The following is a 16,758-nucleotide window of genomic DNA, read 5'->3' as shown; positions in this document are numbered from 1 at the left end:
GAGTGCCCGCGTGACGAGCATGTGGGGCGCGCCGGTGTGGACGAGGTGGCGCACGTCGCGCCGCGACCCGGAGCAGGCCCGGTTCCTCACCCTGGCCTCGCTGCGCTGGGTGCTGCGGCACCGCGCGTACACCCCGTGGTACCTGGTGCGGTACTGGCGGCTGCTGCGGTTCCGGATCGCGAACCCGCACGTGGTGCTGCGCGGCATGGTGTTCCTCGGCAAGGGCGTCGAGCTGCACTGCCGCCCCGGTTACGGCCGGCTGGAGATCGGGCGGTGGGTGCACATCGGCGACGGCAACGCCATCCGCTGCCACGAGGGGTCGCTGCGCATCGGCGACAAGGCGGTGTTCGGCAAGGACAACACCGTCAACTGCTACCTCGACGTGGAGATCGGCGCGGCCACCCTCGTCGCGGACTGGGTCTACATCTGCGACTTCGACCACGTGACGGCCGACGTCGACCTGCCGATCAAGGACCAGGGCATCGTGAAGTCCCCGGTCCGCATCGGCCCGGACTGCTGGCTCGGCACGAAGGTCACCGTCACCCGCGGCACGCGGGTCGGGCGCGGCTGCGTGCTGGGCGCGCACGCCGTCGTGCGGGGCGACGTGCCGGACTACAAGATCGCCGTCGGCATCCCGGCGCGCGTCGTGAAGGACCGGCGCGCGGACTACGAGGCGGACGCCGTGCGCCGGGCCGCCGTGGCCGACATGGCGCGCAAGGCCCGGGAGGCCCTGGAGCGGTCGCGGAACGGCTCCGAGGACGCCTAGACCAGGGCGAAGGTCCTCTCGGTGCCGTCGGCCGAGTCTTCCGAGGGGTACCCGCTCGCCTTGACCGTCACCTTCGACTCCCCCTCGACCCGGGCGAACGACACCTCCACGACCCCGTCCCGCGCGGGGTACGCCACCCAAGCCGAGGTGCGGAGCGGGCTCACCACGTTGCCCTCGGCCGTCCCGTGCGGGACGACGGTCTTCACCAGCAGTTCCCGGTAACGCAGCAGGTCCGCTCCCGAGCGGTTCACCAGTTCGCTGCGGATGAAGGCGTCGATCGCCTTCCACGCCCAGGCCTGGAGGACCACGCGCTCACCGTTCTCGCGAACGCAAAGAAGGCGATCCGGGTGGTTGGCGCTGTCGGTGGAGGAGGTCAGGCGGGTGAGGGTCACGCTGGGCACCGCGTGCCCGAAGATGTAAGACGAGTAAACGTCGTAACCGGTGCCCGTCAATTCCGCCGCGACGGCCTCCTTCGTCGGCTCGAACCACGCACCCCACGCCTCCTTGAACCCGGCGGTGATGCTTTCCCCAACCAGTTCGGCGACGATGCTCTCGGCCATTTGCTTGAGCCAGGGAGCTTTTGAAGCGAGTTGACCTGCCACGATGGTGGAACTTCCGCATCCCGCGACAGTCGGTGCGGCGATTCCGGTCGCGGTGGCCGCACCCCCGATGAGCATGGTTCTCCGTGAGATCACGCGTACTCCTCGGCAGTGGGGGAGGTAGCCGTCCCGAGTGTACGCCGGGAATTCTCCGGGCTTGGTGTAGTGCGGATTACAACATTCTTTGGCTTGTCGATTACTGGCGGATTGTTCCGATTCCGGGTCGGAGGGCGACGAGTGTCGGCACGCCGGTCACAGGAAGGCGTTGCCGGTCGCGATCTTGGGCCGGCCCAGCGGCTCGCGGGCGCGGACCGCGGCGGAGCGGTAGACGTCCGCGGTGTCGGCGGCGATGCGGTCCCAGTCGAAGTCGGTGGCCAGGCGGGCCTTGGCGGCCCTCGCCCGGCGCGCCGCCGCCGACGGGTCGTCCAGGACCGCGCGGACGGCGGCGGTCAGGGCGTCCACGTCGCCCGGCGGGAACGACAGGCCCGTGCGGCCGTCCAGGACGACCTCGCCCAGGCCGCCGGCGGTGGAGGCGACGAGCGGCGCGCCCGCGGCGGCGGCCTCCAGGGCGACGATGCCGAACGGCTCGTAGCGCGACGGCAGGACCACCGCGTCGGCGGCGGCGAGCACGGCGGCCAGGGAGCGGTCGGGCAGGTGGCCGACGAAGTCGACCGCGCGGCGCACCTTGTGCTTGCGGGCCTGCTCCACGAGCCAGTCGCGGTGCGTGCCGGTGCCGGCCACGACCAGGCGCGTGCCGGGGTGCGCGCGGCGCACCCTCGGCAGGGCCGCGATCAGGTCCTGCACGCCCTTCTCCCACTCCAACCGGCCGAAGAACAGCAGCAGCGGCGCGCCGGTCGGGGAGTGCTCCGCGCGGGCCTCGGCCACGTCCGCCGCGCGCACCCGCCACCGGCGCGGCTCGATGCCGTTGTGCAGCACGGTGATCGGCGACGGCTCCACCTCGAACAGGTGCGCCACCTCGGTCCGCATCGCCGCCGAGCACGTGATCAGCGCGTCCGCGCGGTTCGCCAGCCACCACTCGATGGAGTGGACCTGCTGGTTGAGCACCTGCGACAGCCACCCGCTGTGCCGACCGGCCTCGGTCGCGTGCACGGTGGCCACGAGCGGCGCGCCGGACGCCTCGGACAGCGCCACGGCGGCGTGCGTCACCAGCCAGTCGTGCGCGTGCACCACGTCCGGCCGCCACCCGCGCAGCAGCGCGAGCCCGGCCCGCGTCATGGCGTGGCCCAGGGCGAGCGTCCAGGCCACCAGGTCGCGCTCGAACACCAGGTGCGCCGGGTCCTCCGCGACGCGCACCAGCCGCACGCCCTCGACCACCTCGTCGGACGTCGGGTGCGTCATCGCGTCCGTGCCCGCGGGCTGCCGGCACAGCACGACCACCTCGTGCCCCTGCGCCGCGAGGCACGTCGCCAGCGCGTGCACGTGCCTGCCCAAGCCGCCCACGACGACCGGCGGGTACTCCCACGACAACATCAGCACGCGCATGGGGCATCCTCGCATTCGTCGGCGTCAGCGCTGGGTGCGGGCGGCGCCGGGACGGGTCGCCCGGCCCAGTCCCCGCGCGTCGAGGTGCCCGAACGGCCCGTCGACCGCGCGCAGTTCGCGTGCCCGGGACAGGGCGCGGGCCGGTGACCCGGCGCGCAGCAGCGCGGCCAGCTCGGCGAACCGGTCGGCGTGCACCTTGGCCCGGTAGCGCGCGTAGTCGGCGGCCGAGTCCTTGGTGACCATGAACGCCCAGTCGCTGGACAGCGCCAGCAGCGCCTCGCGCACCGCCTGGTCGGCGACCGGCGACCGCACCGGGCCGGCCAGGTCCAGCTCCAGCAGCTCCCGCTGCACGGACGCGTTGAGGTCGACCAGGTCGGCGACCTGCGGCCCGTTCCACACGTGCCAGTCCTTGCCCGCCCCCCACGACGACGGCGGCACCTCGACGGGCGCGCCCACGTGCCCGGCCTCGACCGCGCCGCGCAGCGACGTGACCCGCACCCCCGCCTCGGGCAGCAGCCGCAGCACGGCCTCCAGCCAGCGGGGACCCTCGTGCCACCAGTGCCCGTACAGCTCGGTGTCGTAGGCGGCGACCACGAGCGACGGCCTGCCGTGCCGCTCCCGCAGCGCCCGCAACCGGGCCACGACGACGTCCACGAAGTCCGCCGCGTGCCGCCGCACGGCGAGCGCCGCCGCGTCCGGCTCGTAGGGCCGCTTGTCCTCCGGCGCGACGCCCTTGCCGGTCACCCGGGACGGCTTGAGCCCGCTGGGGTGGTCGTAGGTGTGGAAGTCGCGGTACGCGGGGTCACCGGGGTAGCCGACCTTCGGCGACCACACCCGGTAGGACACCTCCAGGTCGCGCCCGAAGCACACCACGTCCGAGGTGCCGACCGGCCTGCCCGCGGCGGTGTCGCCGTGCAGCGACGGGCCGTCCACCAGGAACCGCCGCACGCCGGCCCGCGCGTAGTCGTGCTCCAGGCCCGGCGCGTAGGCGCACTCCGGCGCCCAGATGCCCTCGGGCGCCGAGCCGATCCGCAGCGCGGTGTCGGCCAGGCCGGTGCGCAGCGAGAACGCCCGCACGCGCGGGTCGAGCAGCGGTTGGAACGGGTGCGCGGCCGGCCCGCCGAGCAGTTCGACGACCCGCGAGTCCACGAGGTGGCGCAGCACGGGCGAGAAGCCGTGCCGCCACCGCGTCTCGAAGCGCTCCAGCGCCCACGCCGACGCCCGGTGCTCGCGCGCCGCCAGGTCCGGCAGCCGCGGCTCCGCGCCGTGCGCCCGCAGCTGCCAGTTCCCCAGCCAGTCGTGCAGGCCGCGCAGCGAATACGGGTCGTCGAGCTGGGCGGCCAGCACCGGTGTCACGCCGAGCGTCAGCACGTCCTCGCGGCCCTCGGCGGCGAACCTCTCCAGCAGGTCCACCACGGGCAGGTAGGAGTGCGCCCACGCCTGGTACAGCCACTCCTCGCCGACCGGCCAGGCCCCGTGGTGCGCGAGCCACGGCAGGTGGCTGTGCAGGACCAGGCAGAACGTGCCCTCGGCCCCCGTCGTCCCCGCACCGCTCACCCGCGCACCGCCACGGCCACGAGGTCGAGCGAGGCGTCCAGGTCGTCGGTGGTGATCTCGAAGTCCTCGCTGCGCACCGACGCCACGGCCGCCAGCAGGTCGGCGGGCCACTCCCCGCCGTCCACCACCACCGCCACCTGCGCGTCGATGACGGAGCCGCCGAACCGCGCGTCCAGCTCGCGCAGCGCGGGTCCGTGCCGCAGCCCGGCCAGCAGCTCCACGCGCAGGCCCGCGCCGACGAGCAGGTCGCGCAGCTCCGCCGGCGCCAGCTCGCGGGTGTGGAACGGGTTCAGCGGCGTGTCGCGGCCGGGGGAGAAGGTGATCCGGTTCGGCGTGGTGACGAGCAGCCTGCCGCCGGGCCGCAGCACCCGCGCGCACTCGGCGAGGAAGCCCTCCTGGTCCCACAGGTGCTCGATCACCTGGAGGTTCGCCACGACGTCCACGCTCGCGTCGCGCAGCGGCAGGGACGCGAGGTTGCCGCGCACCACGTCCAGCGCCGGGTACGCCCGGGCGGCGTGGGCGGCGGTCGGGCCGTCGTAGTCCAGCGCCACGACCCGCGCGGCGCGCTCGGCGACCAGCGCGGCCCCGTAGCCCTCGCCGCACCCGGCCTCCAGCACCACCGCACCCCCGCAGTGCCGCACGAGGTCGAGGTAGGCGGCCTCGTGGCGCCTGAACCAGTAGTTCTCCTCGGCGACACCGGGCACGGTGCGCTCACCGGTGAGGGGCAGCGGCTCGACGGTCACCCGACCAGCGTAGTTGCCCGTTACTGACGGGTAGGCAGCGCCCGGTCCCGGGAGGGCGGGCAATTCACGTGAACGGTCGGTTCCCGGTTTTCCGGAGCGGCGTGGAGTGGCCATTCCACCAGGGGGCGCCCATTCGTTGACAATGACACAATCGGGTGACCTCCAATCAGGGGGCGACGATCATCCACGATAGTGTTACGGCTGCTCCGGGCCGCTTCACCCGGGGATGCGCGGGGTAGTGAGAGGTGGTCAAGTGCTGGTTGAGGCGCCGCCTGCTCGGTACTCTCGACCAATCTTCAAACGAGTGGGGCGACCATGGGTGCGAAAGAGCCGGAGATTGTTCCGCTGCACGCGGGTTTCGACGTGGTCTACCGGGGATTCCACCGCAAGCAGGTGATCGAGCACCTGGAGAACCTGGAGGAGCAGCTCCGGTACACGACCGTCGACCGCGCCGAGGCCCTGGCGCAGGCCGCCGACCTCCGCAAGCTGCTGGAGATGACCAGGCGCGACCTGGACGAGGCCCGCGCGCGGGTCGAGCGGATGGAGATGTCGCCGGGCACGACGGCCGGCGCGACCGAGCGCCTGCACCGGATGCTGCTGCTCGCCGAGGAGGAGTCGAACGAGCTGCGGCTGCGCGCCGAGCGCGACGTGGCCGCCCTGCGGCAGCGCACCGAGGTCGAGCTGGCCGAGCGGGTCCGCCAGGTCGAGGCGGAGATCGAGGCCTTCCGCGAACGCGCCGACGCGCACGCCGCCGAGCAGCGCGAGGCCGCGAACCGGCGTGCCGCCGAGCTGGACCAGCGCGAGGTCGACCTGGAGCGCCGCCGCGTCGAGGTGGAGGCGCACCTGAAGGCCCGCACCGAGCAGACCGACGCCGAGTGCGCCGCCGCCGTGGTGCAGGCCCAGGCGGAGGCGGACCGCCTCCTGCGCGAGACCGCCGAGCAGTGCGCCGGGCTGGAGGCGGAGTCCGACGCCAAGCGCGCCAAGGCGCAGAACTTCTTCGAGCTGACCATGACCCGGCGTCGTCACGAGGCCGACCAGCACCTCGCCGAGCAGGAGGAGCTGGCCCGCACGCGGGCCGCGTTCCTGGTGAAGATGGCCGCGCGCGAGGCGCACCGGCGCATCGCCGAGATCCAGCAGCGCAGCGACCAGCTCGACGAGTTGCGGCGCGCCGTGGCGGACCAGCTCGCGGCGGCCCGCGTGGCGCTGGTGTCCGCGGCCGACCTCGTGCCCAGCCTGATCCCGGAGCAGACCAGCGCCGAGGAGGCCGACGCGGTCCGGCAGGGCGGCACCGGGCAGGTAGGTGCGGGGCAGGCGGGTGCGGGGCAGGACGCCGGACGCCGGGTGGACGCCTGATGCCCGTCCGCTCCGGGGTACCGGTCCTGCCGCTCGCGGCCGGGTTGGTCGTCGTGCCCACCGCGGTCACCGCGCTCTGGTTCGGCGGCCACGGCGAGGAGGTCGCCGGCGCGCCGGCGGCCGCTTCCCCGTCGACGGGCCACGGGGTGCCGCGGCCCACCGCCGCGCCGGTCCGGCCGACGCAGGAGCCGGCGCGGTCCGCCGGGCGTGACGGGGCCGTGCGGGAGTCCCCGGTCGGGCGCGGTGCCCCGGCCGAGTCCATCAGCGCCGGGGTCGCGGTCGACCCGGTGCGGGGCCCGTCCTTCGGCGGCGGTCCCCGAGTCGACGTGCTCGTGGGGTAGGGATGCGGTGATGTCAGGTGCGGTGGCGTTCGTCGTCGGGTTGTGCGCGCTGTCGTTCGTCGCCGGGTGCGTGCTGACGGCCGTCATGCTCCGGCGCGAGCCCGTGCCGGAGGAGGAGCGCCGGCGGGAGCCCGAGGCCGTCGAACCGGACGTGCGGGAGCGGGAGCAGCCCTGGCCGCCCGAGGACTACGCGACCCGGCCGATCCACCGCAACCCGGTACTGGGCATCCCGGTGCCGGGCATCCCGCGGGTGCTGCCCGAGCAGCCGAGGCTGTCGGTCGTGCCCGACCCGGAGCCCGAGCGGCCGGTGGAGCCCGCCGCCGCGCGCCGCATCCACCTGGTGCGCGACCTACCGGAACCGGCGCGGCGGATGGGGTCCGAGCCGGCGCTGGTGGCGCTCGCGCCCGTGTCGCCGGAGATCGCCGGGACGCCGGAGGTCCCGGGACCCGTGGTGCTGCGCACCGTGCGCGCCGCCGACCCCGAGGACGGGGGAGAGGCCGCCGCGGGCACGGACGCCGGACGGTCCGCCGAACCGGCGGAGCGGGCCCCGGACGCGACGACGCCGGCGCATCCCGCGAACGGGGCGCCGGCGGACGTCGCCGCGGACCTGCCTGTGCGAACCGACCCGCACCCGCCGGGGGAGTCCCGGCCGGACGCGGGCGGGTGCCGCGAGCGCCACCTGCGGGCGTTCGCGGCGGTCCGGAGTCGATCGGAGCCCGATCACCGGACCTCGGGCCACCAGTGACCGGTCGCCACCAGTGACCGGTCGCCACCGGCGTCGGTCGCAGCCGGTGGCGGTTGTCGGAGCTAGTGCTTGTTGCCGCGGAACTTGCGCAGCATCTGCTGCGCCTTGGCGCGCTTGCGCGGGTCACGGGCGGCGTTCTTGACCTGATCGGTGACCCGACGACCCTGAGGACTGCGGGCGAACGCGGCGATCTTGCTGAACAACGAAGCCATGTCTACCTCCTTGACAGTCCAAGCTTCCCTGTCCGCTCAACGCCCAAACCCCAACCGCGGTTCCCAACCCGGCTAAACCGGCGAAACGGTCACCCCGACGGCTCCCGGGCCGACGTGCGCGCCGATCGCGGAACTCACCTGCGTGAGCATGAACCGGCGCACGTTGGGCAGCTTCCCGCGCAGCGACTGGAGGACGGACCCCGCGCGCTCCGCGGAGTCGAAGTGCTCGACCGCGATGTCGACCTGGCCGCCACCCGCGCGCTTGACCGCGATGTCCACCAACCTGCGCACGGCCCGCTCCGCGCCGAGCACCCTGTCCAGCGGGGTGATCTGCCCGCCGGACATGGTCAGCAGGGGCTTCATCGACAGCGTCGAGCCGAGCAGGGCCGCCGCCCGGCCGATCTTCCCGCCGCGCTTGAGGAACTCCAGCGTGTCGACGTAGAGGAGTTCGGTGCTGCGGGTCGCGGTGCGCTGGGCCGCCGACACCACCCGCTCGACCCCGCCGCCCGCCGCGGCGACCGTGGCGGCGGCGACCACCGCGTAGCCGAGGCTCATCCCGCAGGTGCGGGTGTCGACGACGTGGACCGGGACCTGCGACTGGGCGGCGGCCTGCCGGGCGGCCTCGACGGTTCCCGACAACCCGGTGGACACGTGCAGCGACACGATCGCCTCCGCACCGGAGGCCGCCGCGTCGGCGTAGGTCCAGAAGAACGCGCCGGGGTCGGGCGGCGCGGTGACCACGTCGAGCCGACCGCGCAGCGCGTCCACCAGCCTGGGCACCGGGACGCGGACCTCGTCCTCCACCCAGTCGCCGATCCGGACCTGGATCTGCGCGACGGTGATCCCGAGCTTCTCGGTCAACTGCGGCGGCAGGCACGCGGTGGAGTCCGTGACTATCGCTACTCGCCGGAACATGGGGCGACGGTAACCCAACAGGGGGAGCGTTTGTAACGGGGTGGTCACGACACGCGTGGTGACACGACCGCTACGCAGGCGATCGTCCGGGTGGTCGGAACGGCCCAGTGAGCATCATCACGCTTGCCGGGTGCTTGCTGTCGTTTGCACCCCTGCTACTCATGGGTAACATCGGGGTGGTCGACACCACCATGCCAACGCGGCGATGACATGGCAGGGTCACGGGTCACCGAGAACAACCGGCGACCGGGGGAAACCACCGTCGCCCAGGCACGTCGCCGCCCGTCCGCAGGAGGTCGAAGAGGACCCATGAACATTGTCGTCCTGGTCAAGCAGGTGCCCGACACCTGGTCAGAGCGCAAGCTCTCCGACGCCGACCACACCCTCGACCGCGACTCCGCGGACGCCGTGCTCGACGAGATCAACGAGCGCGCCGTGGAAGAGGCCCTGCTGCTCCAGGAGGCGCACGGCGGTGAGGTGACCGTCGTCTCGATGGGTCCCGCGCGCGCCACCGACGCGATCCGCAAGGCGCTGTCCATGGGTGCGGACAAGGCGATCCACGTCTCCGACGAGGCGCTGCACGGCTCCGACGCGATCACCACCGCGAAGGTGCTGGCCAAGGCCATCGGCACGGTCGAGGGCTTCGACCTCGTCATCGCCGGCAACGAGGCCACCGACGGCCGCGCGGGCGCCGTGCCCGCCATCCTGGCCGAACTGCTGGGCCTCCCGCAGGTGACGCAGGTGCGCAAGCTCAGCGTCGAGGGCGGCACCGTCAAGGCCGAGCGCGAGACCGACGAGGGCGTGGCGCACCTGGAGGCGAGCCTGCCCGCCGTGGTCTCCGTGAACGAGAAGATCAACGAGCCGCGCTACCCGTCCTTCAAGGGCATCATGGCGGCCAAGAAGAAGCCCGTGAGCACGCTCACCGTCGCGGACCTCGGTCTGGACGCCGGCGAGGTCGGCCTCGGCGCCGCGTGGTCGCAGGTGCTGGAGGCGGCCCCGAAGCCGCCGCGCAGCGCCGGTCAGCGCGTCGAGGACTCGGGTGACGGCGGTTCGAAGATCGCCGAGTACCTGGTCGGCCAGAAGCTCATCTGAAGGCGAGGGAACGCATGTCTGAGGTCCTGGTCCTCGTCGACCACGTCGACGGCGAGGTCAAGAAGGTCACCCATGAGCTTCTATCCGCCGCGCGCGGTCTCGGCGAGCCGGCCGCGGTGGTGGTCGGATCGCCCGGCACCGCGGGCAAGGTGAGGGAGTCCCTCGGCCGCTACGGCGCGACGAAGGTCTACGCCGTCGAGTCCGACGACGCCCTCAACGTCCTGGTGACGCCCAAGGTCGACGCCCTGGCGGCGATCGCGGGCACCGCGTCCCCGGCCGCCGTGCTGGTGTCGGCGACGCTGGAGGGCAAGGAGGTCGCGGGCCGGCTGGCCGTGCGCCTCGGCTCCGGACTGCTCTACGACGCCGTCGACCTCGACGGCGAGGGCGTGGCCACCCAGTCGATCTTCGGCGGCGCGTACGTCGTGAAGTCGAAGGTCAAGCAGGGCGTCCCGGTCATCGCGATCCGCCCCGGCGGCGTCGAGGCGACCGAGTCCCCGGCCGACGCGGCCGAGCAGGCCGTCGAGGTCCCCGCGGCCGACCCGGCCACGGTGACCCGCGTGACCGGCCGCGAGCCGATCACCGGCGGCGACCGCCCGGAGCTGACCGAGGCGTCGGTCGTCGTGTCCGGCGGTCGCGGCGTGGGCAGCGCGGAGAAGTTCGACGTCGTCGAGAAGCTCGCCGACAGCCTGGGCGCCGCCGTGGGCGCGTCCCGCGCCGCGGTGGACTCCGGCTACTACCCGCACCAGTTCCAGGTCGGCCAGACCGGCAAGACGGTGTCGCCGCAGCTCTACATCGCCCTGGGCATCTCCGGCGCCATCCAGCACCGGGCGGGCATGCAGACGTCGAAGACGATCGTCGCGGTCAACAAGGACCCGGAGGCGCCGATCTTCGAGATCGCCGACTTCGGCGTCGTCGGCGACCTGTTCACCGTCGCGCCGCAGCTCACCGACGAGGTGGGCAAGCGCAAGGGCTGAGCGCCCGGTAGCACGTCGAGGGCCGTCCCGCACGCCGCGGGACGGCCCTCGCCCGTCCCCGGCCCACCAGGGCTTCACCGAGCCCTCACCGACGCGTCACCGGAACGGCCTGCTCCCGGTCGCCGACCGGTCGGTAGACCAGAGCCATGACGCAGCCGCAACTGCTTGTCAGCACCGGTGACGCCGCTTCCGACGCGCCGCGCTACTCCCTGCTGGTCGCGCGCGAGGGCGACGAGGTCGTCGCCGCGCAGCGGCTGAGGCACCGGGTGTTCGCCGAGGAGATGGGCGCCACCCTGCACACGTCCGTGCCCGGTCACGACGTGGACGACTTCGACGGGTTCTGCGACCACCTCGTGGTGCGCGACGACCGCACCGGCGACATCGTCGGCACCTACCGGATGCTGCCGCCCGAGCGGGCCCGCGAGGCCGGGCGGCTGTACTCCGACACCGAGTTCGACCTGTCCCGACTGGACCCGCTGCGGCCGTCACTGGTGGAGACGGGCCGCTCCTGCGTGGACCCCGACCACCGCAACGGCGCCGTCGTGTCCCTCGTGTGGGCCGGGATCGCCCGGTACATGCTGCTGTCCGGGCACTCGTGGCTCATCGGCTGCGCCTCCGTGCCGCTGCACGACGGCGGCGCGTTCGCGGCGGGCGTGTGGGACCTGGTGCGCGCCCGCCACCTGGCGCCCGAGGAGCACCGGGTCGTGCCGCTGCGCGCGTGGGACCCGGACGCGGTGCGGCGGACCGGCAAGGCCGTGCTGCCGCCGTTGCTGAAGGGCTACCTGCGGCTGGGCGCGTGGGTGTGCGGACCGCCCGCGCTGGACACCGACTTCGGCGTGGTCGACCTGCCCGTGCTGCTCGGCATGGACCGCGTGGACCGGCGGTACCTGAAGTTCTTCCTCGGGGAGGGGGCGTGAGCGCGCACGCGTGGATGCCGGTGTCGCCGTGCGGTGACGGGTGCGTCGACCGCTCGACGCCGACCGTGGGCGGGTTCCGGGCGTTCCTCCGGGGATTCGCGGCGCTCGTCGTGCTGCTGTCCGGCGCGCTGGTGGTGTGCGCGGTGCTCGTGCTGCGGGGCGGTGCGCGCCAGTCGTTGCTGCGCGGCTGGTTCCGGGCGCTGCTGCGGGCGTTCGGCGCACGGCTGCGGGTCCTCGGGCCGGTGTTCCAGGCGACGCCCGGTCGCGGTGTGCTGGTGGTGTCCAACCACGTGTCGTGGCTGGACGAGCTGGCCATCGACGCGACCCAGCCGATCCGCCTGGTCGCCAAGCGCGACATCCGCGACTGGCCCGTGCTGGGGCGCCTGATCACCGCGGCCCGCACCGTGTACCTGGACCGCGAGCGGCTGTCCCTGCTGCCGGGCACGGTGGCGGAGCTGGCCGCGGCGCTGCGCGGGGGCGCGGCCGTGGGCATCCACGCCGAGGGCACCACGTGGTGCGGCGTGGCGTCCGGCCGCTACCGCCCGGCCCTGTTCCAGGCGGCGCTGGACGCGGGCGTGCCCGTGCGGCCCGTCGTGCTGCGCTACCTCCAGGAGGGGGCCTCCTCGACGCGGCCCGCGTTCGTCGGCTCGGACACGCTCCTCGACTCCGTGTCGCGCGTGCTGCGCGCCCGGCGGCTCGTCGTGGAGGTCCACGTGCTCGACGAGGTCGCGCCCGGTCGCGCGGCGGACCGCCGCGAGCTGGCGGCGATCGTGCAGCGGGAGTCGGAGCGGGTCGCGCACGGCGACCTGGTCGTGCCGGTGCGGCAGGAGCACTCCGTGCTCGGCGCCCCCAGCAGGGTGCCGCCGGCGGGACGCCCGCGATGACGCGGCCGGCGCCGAGGGCCGTGCCGTGCGGCCCCCGCCCGTCCAGGTCATATCACCTTGACCTCGACGGGGGTGGAGGTTGAACCATTGAGCCGTGATGAGCACCGAGGCGCCTGCCGGCAAGAGCAACCTCTGGACCGCCGAACGGCGGGGACCGACGATCGGCATAGTCCTCCTCGTCACCCTCCTCGCCTTCGAGAACATGGGCGTCTCGACCGCCATGCCGCGCATGGTCGCGGAGCTGGGCGGCAACGACCTGTACGCCTGGCCGTTCCTCGCCTTCCTCGCGGCCAGCGTCGTGGCGACCGTCCTGTCCGGGCGGCTGAGCGACCTGCGCGGGCCGCGCCCGTCGCTGCTGGTGGGACCGGCGCTGTTCCTGGTCGGCCTGGTCGTCGCGGGCCTCGCGCAGGACATGGTGCAACTGCTGCTCGGCCGGGTGCTCCAGGGCATCGGCGGCGGGGCGCAGGTGGTCGCGGTCTACGTGCTGATCGGGCTGGTGTACCCGGAACGGGACCGGCCCGCGGTGTTCGGGCTGCTGGCCTCCGCGTGGGTGGTGCCCTCGCTGGTCGGGCCGGCGCTGTCCGGGTGGCTGACCGAGGTGGCGAGCTGGCGGTGGGTGTTCCTCGGGCTCGCGCCGTTCGTGCTGCTCGGCGTGCTGCTGCTCGTCCCCGTCCTGCGGAACCTGCCCGCGCACACCCCCGCCCAGGGCACGCGGCGCGGTCTGCCGTGGGCGGCGCTCGGGGCCGGCGGGGGCGTGGCGGCGCTGAGCTGGGCCGCGCAGCACCCCAGCGAGCTCGACCTGGTGATCGGGGCCGCCGGGCTCGCCGCGCTGGTGCCCTCGCTGCGCGTGCTGCTGCCCAAGGGCACGCTGACCGCCCGGCCCGGCCTGCCGATGGCGATCCTGGCCCGAGCCCTGCTCGCCGGGTCGTTCTTCGCCGCCGAGGCGTTCATCCCGCTGACCCTGACGTCCGTGCACGGCTACTCGGCCGTCGCCTCCGGCGTCCCGCTCACGCTGAGCGCGCTCGGCTGGTCGAGCGCCGCCTGGTGGCAGTCGCGCCGGACGCACATCCCGCGCGAGAAGCTGGTGCGGTGGGGGTTCGCCCTCAACGCGGCGGGCATCGCGGGCGTGACGCTCATCGCACCCTCGTGGGGTCCCGCGTGGGCCACGCCGGTGCTGTGGGCGATCGCCGGGGCCGGGATGGGGCTGGCCATGCCGAGCCTCAGCGTGCTCACCCTGGCCGCGTCCACCGACGTCGACCGGGGCTTCAACTCGGCAGCGCTCCAGATCAGCGACATGCTCGGCTCGGCGCTGCTGGTCGGCCTCGGCGGCGTGCTCGTCACGACCATCGCCTCGGCCACCGCGCCCACCGCGGCCGTGCTGCCGTTCGACCTGCTGATGGCCGGGGTCGCCGTGCTCGGTGCCGTACTCGCCGGCCGGCTGCGGCGGGCTACCCTGGACCACTGATGGCCTACTTCGACCACGCCGCCACGACCCCCATGCTCCCGGGGGCGATCGAGGCGATGACGAGGGCGTTGTCCACCCCGGGCAACGCCTCGTCGCTGCACACCTCCGGGCGGCGGGCGCGGCGGGCGGTCGAGGAGGCGCGCGAGGACATCGCCGACGCCCTCGGCGCGCGCCCCTCCGAGGTGATCTTCACCAGCGGCGGCACGGAGAGCGACAACCTCGCCGTGAAGGGCGTCTACTGGTCCCGCCGCACGGACCGCCGCAGGCGCGTGGTCGCCTCGTCCGTCGAGCACCACGCCGTGCTGGACGCGGTGCAGTGGCTGGTCGACCACGAGGGCGCCGAGGTCACGTGGCTCGAACCCGACGGCCTCGGCCGCGTCCGGCCCGAGGTGCTGGCCGACGCGCTGGGCGACGACGTCGCCCTGGTCACCGCGATGTGGGCGAACAACGAGGTCGGCACCGTCAACCCGGTGCGCGAGCTGGCCGCGCTGTGCGCCGGCGCCGGCGTGCCGTTCCACACGGATGCCGTGCAGGCGGTCGGCGCGGTGCCCGTGGACTTCGCGGCGTCCGGCGCCTCCGCCCTCACCCTCTCCGGCCACAAGGTCGGCGGCCCCTACGGCGTGGGCGTGCTGCTGCTGGGCCGGGACGTCCCCACCACGCCGGTGCTGCACGGCGGCGGGCAGGAGCGCGACGTGCGGTCCGGCACGCTCGACGTGCCCGCGATCGTGGGCCTGGCGGCGGCGGTGCGGCACGCGGTCGAGCACCGCGAGGAGACGGCCGCGAGGCTGTCCGCGCTGCGCGACGAGCTGGTCGCCGAGGTGCGCCGGGTGGTGCCGGACGTGGCGGTGAACGGCGACCCGGCGCACCGGCTGCCCGGCAACGCCCACCTGACCTTCCCCGGCTGCGAGGGCGACAGCCTGCTGATGCTGCTCGACGCCAAGGGCGTGGAGTGCTCCACCGGTTCGGCGTGCACCGCGGGCGTGGCGCAGCCCAGCCACGTGCTGCTGGCGATGGGCGTGGACCCGGTGGCGGCGCGCGGCTCGCTGCGCTTCTCGCTGGGGCACACGTCCACGGCGGCCGAGGTGCGCGAGCTGGTCGACGTGATCGGCCCCGTCGTCGACCGCGCCCGCACCGCGGGCATCGCGGGCCTGAAGCGGCTCGCGGGCAGGACCCGGGGCCACAGGACAGCGGAGGTGTGACGGGGATGCGGGTGCTGGCGGCGATGAGCGGCGGCGTGGATTCCGCCGTGGCCGCGGCGCGTGCGGTGGAGGCCGGGCACGACGTGACCGGCGTGCACCTGGCGCTGTCCGCGAAGCCGGGCACGTTGCGCACCGGCGCGCGCGGCTGCTGCACGGTCGAGGACGCCCGGGACGCGCGGCGCGCGGCGGACGTGCTCGGCATCCCGTTCTACGTCTGGGACTTCGCGGAGCGGTTCACCGAGGACGTCGTGGACGACTTCGTCGCCGAGTACGCGGCGGGCCGCACGCCCAACCCGTGCCTGCGGTGCAACGAGAAGATCAAGTTCGAGGCGCTGCTGGACAAGGCGGTCGCGCTCGGCTTCGACGCGGTGTGCACCGGCCACTACGCGCGGCTGTCCGCGGCGGGCGGCGAGGTGGAGCTGCGCCGGTCCGCCGACGACGGCAAGGACCAGTCCTACGTGCTGGCGTCGCTGACCCGCGAGCAGCTGTCGCACGCGATGTTCCCGCTCGGCGGCTCGACCAAGACCGAGGTGCGCGCCGAGGCCGCCGCGCGCGGGTTGCAGGTCGCCGAGAAGCCCGACAGCCACGACATCTGCTTCATCCCCGACGGCGACACCCGCGGCTTCCTCACCCGCAAGCTCGGCGAGCAGCCCGGCGTGCTGGTGGACGACGAGACCGGCGCGGTGCTCGGCCGGCACGTCGGCGTGCACGAGTTCACCGTCGGCCAGCGCAAGGGCCTCGGCATCGACGCCCCGGCGCCGGACGGCAGGCCGCGGTACGTGCTGTCCCTGGAGCCCGTGAGCGGCACCGTGCGGGTCGGTTCGGCGGAGAGGCTCCAGGTCACCGAGATCGTGGCGACGCGGCCCGTGACGCGGGCGCGGTTCGACGGCCCGGTGGAGTGCGTGGCGCAGGTGCGCGCGCACGGCGGCCTCGCGCCCGCGGTCGCGGAAATCGTCGACGGTGAGTTGGTGGTCCGCCTGCGGGAGCCGCTGAGCGGCGTCGCCCCTGGTCAGGCGGTCGCGGTGTACCGGGAGGACGCCGCGGGCGACCTCGTGCTGGCGAGCGCGACCATCAGGTCGACGCGCTGAGCCGGGGACTTTGTCGGTGCGGCCTGGGACACTGATCGGGTGTCGCATGACAACGCACGACGACGCCAGTCGCTGGCGGACGTCGAACAACGGGTCGGTGTGCTGGGGAGCAAGGTCGACCACCCGTCCGCGCAGCGCCTCACGGTCGAGCAGCACGAGCGGCTGAGGGCCGAGGTCCGGACGGTGCAGTGGGTCGCCCGTGAACGCCGGCACCGGGTGGAGTGGGCGACCGTGCTGGCCCGCGTCGAGGCGCTGGTCGAGCGGGTCGACCGGATGGTGCCGGTGGTCGAGGTCGACGTGCCGGCGCAGGCGCGGGGAGCGGGGCCCAGGGTCGCGCGTCCGCGCGAGGTCGACGACGTGCCGGTGTCCTGGCGGTGGCGGGAGGAGTAGCGACCCGGCCCGGAC

At 74.1% G+C, this 16,758-nt stretch carries 18 protein-coding genes; 12 read left to right on the top strand and 6 right to left on the bottom strand.

What is annotated here, in order from left to right; translation table 11 throughout:
* Positions 1-10 precede the first annotated feature (10 nt).
* Positions 11-766, top strand: a complete 756-nt coding sequence (locus J2S66_RS23145; RefSeq protein ID WP_310309340.1) for an acyltransferase — start codon at positions 11-13, stop codon at positions 764-766.
* Here J2S66_RS23145 and J2S66_RS23140 read toward each other — a convergent pair.
* The 4 genes from J2S66_RS23140 to J2S66_RS23125 all read right to left on the bottom strand — a co-directional run bounded on the left by J2S66_RS23140 (position 763) and on the right by J2S66_RS23125 (position 5,168).
* The gene (locus tag J2S66_RS23140; protein WP_310309339.1) at positions 763-1,461 is read right to left on the bottom strand and encodes a DUF2268 domain-containing putative Zn-dependent protease; all 699 of its coding nucleotides are present in this window, start codon (positions 1,459-1,461) and stop codon (positions 763-765) included. The genes J2S66_RS23145 and J2S66_RS23140 overlap by 4 nt on opposite strands.
* A 156-nt stretch (positions 1,462-1,617) precedes the next feature.
* A complete protein-coding gene (locus tag J2S66_RS23135; protein ID WP_310309338.1) occupies positions 1,618-2,868 on the bottom strand; it encodes a glycosyltransferase family 4 protein in 1,251 nt (416 codons plus the stop codon).
* A gap of 24 nt (positions 2,869-2,892) precedes the next feature.
* A complete protein-coding gene (locus J2S66_RS23130; protein WP_310309337.1) occupies positions 2,893-4,425 on the bottom strand; it encodes a 1,4-alpha-glucan branching protein domain-containing protein in 1,533 nt (510 codons plus the stop codon).
* The gene (locus J2S66_RS23125; RefSeq protein ID WP_306747367.1) at positions 4,422-5,168 is read right to left on the bottom strand and encodes a class I SAM-dependent methyltransferase; all 747 of its coding nucleotides are present in this window, start codon (positions 5,166-5,168) and stop codon (positions 4,422-4,424) included. The genes J2S66_RS23130 and J2S66_RS23125 overlap by 4 nt, the downstream gene beginning before the upstream one ends.
* Before the next feature lie 315 nt (positions 5,169-5,483).
* Between J2S66_RS23125 and J2S66_RS23120 the strand changes: the two genes are divergently transcribed.
* Genes J2S66_RS23120 through J2S66_RS23110 form a run of 3 tightly spaced genes read left to right on the top strand, consistent with a single transcriptional unit; the run spans position 5,484 to position 7,607 of the window.
* On the top strand, positions 5,484-6,521 hold the full coding sequence (locus J2S66_RS23120) for a coiled-coil domain-containing protein (protein ID WP_310309336.1): 1,038 nt from the start codon (positions 5,484-5,486) through the stop codon (positions 6,519-6,521).
* A complete protein-coding gene (locus tag J2S66_RS23115; RefSeq protein ID WP_310309335.1) occupies positions 6,521-6,862 on the top strand; it encodes a hypothetical protein in 342 nt (113 codons plus the stop codon). The genes J2S66_RS23120 and J2S66_RS23115 overlap by 1 nt, the downstream gene beginning before the upstream one ends.
* Before the next feature lie 10 nt (positions 6,863-6,872).
* Positions 6,873-7,607 carry a hypothetical protein gene (locus J2S66_RS23110; RefSeq protein WP_310309334.1) on the top strand — a complete coding sequence of 245 codons (735 nt, stop codon included), beginning with the start codon at positions 6,873-6,875 and terminating at the stop codon, positions 7,605-7,607.
* 62 nt (positions 7,608-7,669) lie between these two features.
* Here the strand turns inward: J2S66_RS23110 and J2S66_RS23105 are convergent, their stop codons facing one another.
* Positions 7,670-7,819, bottom strand: a complete 150-nt coding sequence (locus J2S66_RS23105) for a hypothetical protein (protein ID WP_310309333.1) — start codon at positions 7,817-7,819, stop codon at positions 7,670-7,672.
* Between the two features lie 72 nt (positions 7,820-7,891).
* Positions 7,892-8,734 carry a DegV family protein gene (locus tag J2S66_RS23100; protein ID WP_310309332.1) on the bottom strand — a complete coding sequence of 281 codons (843 nt, stop codon included), beginning with the start codon at positions 8,732-8,734 and terminating at the stop codon, positions 7,892-7,894.
* Positions 8,735-9,043: 309 nt separating this feature from the next.
* On the opposite strand from J2S66_RS23100, the gene J2S66_RS23095 reads away from it, so the two are divergent.
* From J2S66_RS23095 to J2S66_RS23060, 8 genes are all read left to right on the top strand, one after another.
* Entirely contained in the window at positions 9,044-9,826 is a 783-nt protein-coding gene (locus tag J2S66_RS23095) for an electron transfer flavoprotein subunit beta/FixA family protein (RefSeq protein ID WP_306747373.1), read from the top strand.
* A 14-nt stretch (positions 9,827-9,840) separates the two neighbouring features.
* Positions 9,841-10,800, top strand: a complete 960-nt coding sequence (locus J2S66_RS23090) for an electron transfer flavoprotein subunit alpha/FixB family protein (protein ID WP_310309331.1) — start codon at positions 9,841-9,843, stop codon at positions 10,798-10,800.
* A 146-nt stretch (positions 10,801-10,946) separates the two neighbouring features.
* Entirely contained in the window at positions 10,947-11,717 is a 771-nt protein-coding gene (locus J2S66_RS23085; protein ID WP_310309330.1) for a GNAT family N-acetyltransferase, read from the top strand.
* Entirely contained in the window at positions 11,714-12,601 is an 888-nt protein-coding gene (locus J2S66_RS23080; RefSeq protein ID WP_310309329.1) for a lysophospholipid acyltransferase family protein, read from the top strand. Before J2S66_RS23085 ends, J2S66_RS23080 begins: the two co-directional genes overlap by 4 nt.
* A 97-nt stretch (positions 12,602-12,698) precedes the next feature.
* On the top strand, positions 12,699-14,066 hold the full coding sequence (locus tag J2S66_RS23075; RefSeq protein WP_310309328.1) for an MFS transporter: 1,368 nt from the start codon (positions 12,699-12,701) through the stop codon (positions 14,064-14,066).
* Positions 14,066-15,265, top strand: coding sequence for a cysteine desulfurase family protein (locus J2S66_RS23070; RefSeq protein WP_310309327.1), 1,200 nt, complete (start codon positions 14,066-14,068; stop codon positions 15,263-15,265). Before J2S66_RS23075 ends, J2S66_RS23070 begins: the two co-directional genes overlap by 1 nt.
* A 5-nt stretch (positions 15,266-15,270) precedes the next feature.
* Complete coding sequence (gene mnmA, locus J2S66_RS23065; protein ID WP_310309326.1) at positions 15,271-16,353, top strand: tRNA 2-thiouridine(34) synthase MnmA; 1,083 nt, start codon at positions 15,271-15,273, stop codon at positions 16,351-16,353.
* A 39-nt stretch (positions 16,354-16,392) separates the two neighbouring features.
* Positions 16,393-16,743: a hypothetical protein gene (locus J2S66_RS23060; protein ID WP_310309325.1), complete on the top strand. Its 351-nt coding sequence runs from the start codon at positions 16,393-16,395 to the stop codon at positions 16,741-16,743.
* Positions 16,744-16,758: the final 15 nt, after the last annotated feature.

The organism is Saccharothrix longispora, from assembly GCF_031455225.1.
GTDB lineage: Bacteria > Actinomycetota > Actinomycetes > Mycobacteriales > Pseudonocardiaceae > Actinosynnema > Actinosynnema longispora.
The sequence above is the reverse complement of the archived record's forward strand: the minus strand, read 5'-3'. Positions and strand labels throughout refer to the sequence as shown.

Bases quoted from the DNA above. Each gene is read 5' to 3' on its own strand.
- J2S66_RS23090 (WP_310309331.1), top strand. From the start codon at position 9,841: ATGTCTGAGGTCCTGGTCCTCGTCGACCACGTCGACGGCGAGGTCAAG.
- J2S66_RS23070 (WP_310309327.1), top strand. From the start codon at position 14,066: ATGGCCTACTTCGACCACGCCGCCACGACCCCCATGCTCCCGGGGGCG.
- J2S66_RS23100 (WP_310309332.1), bottom strand. From the start codon at position 8,734: ATGTTCCGGCGAGTAGCGATAGTCACGGACTCCACCGCGTGCCTGCCG.
- J2S66_RS23085 (WP_310309330.1), top strand. From the start codon at position 10,947: ATGACGCAGCCGCAACTGCTTGTCAGCACCGGTGACGCCGCTTCCGAC.
- J2S66_RS23095 (WP_306747373.1), top strand. From the start codon at position 9,044: ATGAACATTGTCGTCCTGGTCAAGCAGGTGCCCGACACCTGGTCAGAG.
- J2S66_RS23135 (WP_310309338.1), bottom strand. From the start codon at position 2,868: ATGCGCGTGCTGATGTTGTCGTGGGAGTACCCGCCGGTCGTCGTGGGC.
- J2S66_RS23115 (WP_310309335.1), top strand. From the start codon at position 6,521: ATGCCCGTCCGCTCCGGGGTACCGGTCCTGCCGCTCGCGGCCGGGTTG.
- J2S66_RS23110 (WP_310309334.1), top strand. From the start codon at position 6,873: ATGTCAGGTGCGGTGGCGTTCGTCGTCGGGTTGTGCGCGCTGTCGTTC.
- J2S66_RS23075 (WP_310309328.1), top strand. From the start codon at position 12,699: ATGAGCACCGAGGCGCCTGCCGGCAAGAGCAACCTCTGGACCGCCGAA.
- mnmA (WP_310309326.1), top strand. From the start codon at position 15,271: ATGCGGGTGCTGGCGGCGATGAGCGGCGGCGTGGATTCCGCCGTGGCC.
- J2S66_RS23120 (WP_310309336.1), top strand. From the start codon at position 5,484: ATGGGTGCGAAAGAGCCGGAGATTGTTCCGCTGCACGCGGGTTTCGAC.
- J2S66_RS23105 (WP_310309333.1), bottom strand. From the start codon at position 7,819: ATGGCTTCGTTGTTCAGCAAGATCGCCGCGTTCGCCCGCAGTCCTCAG.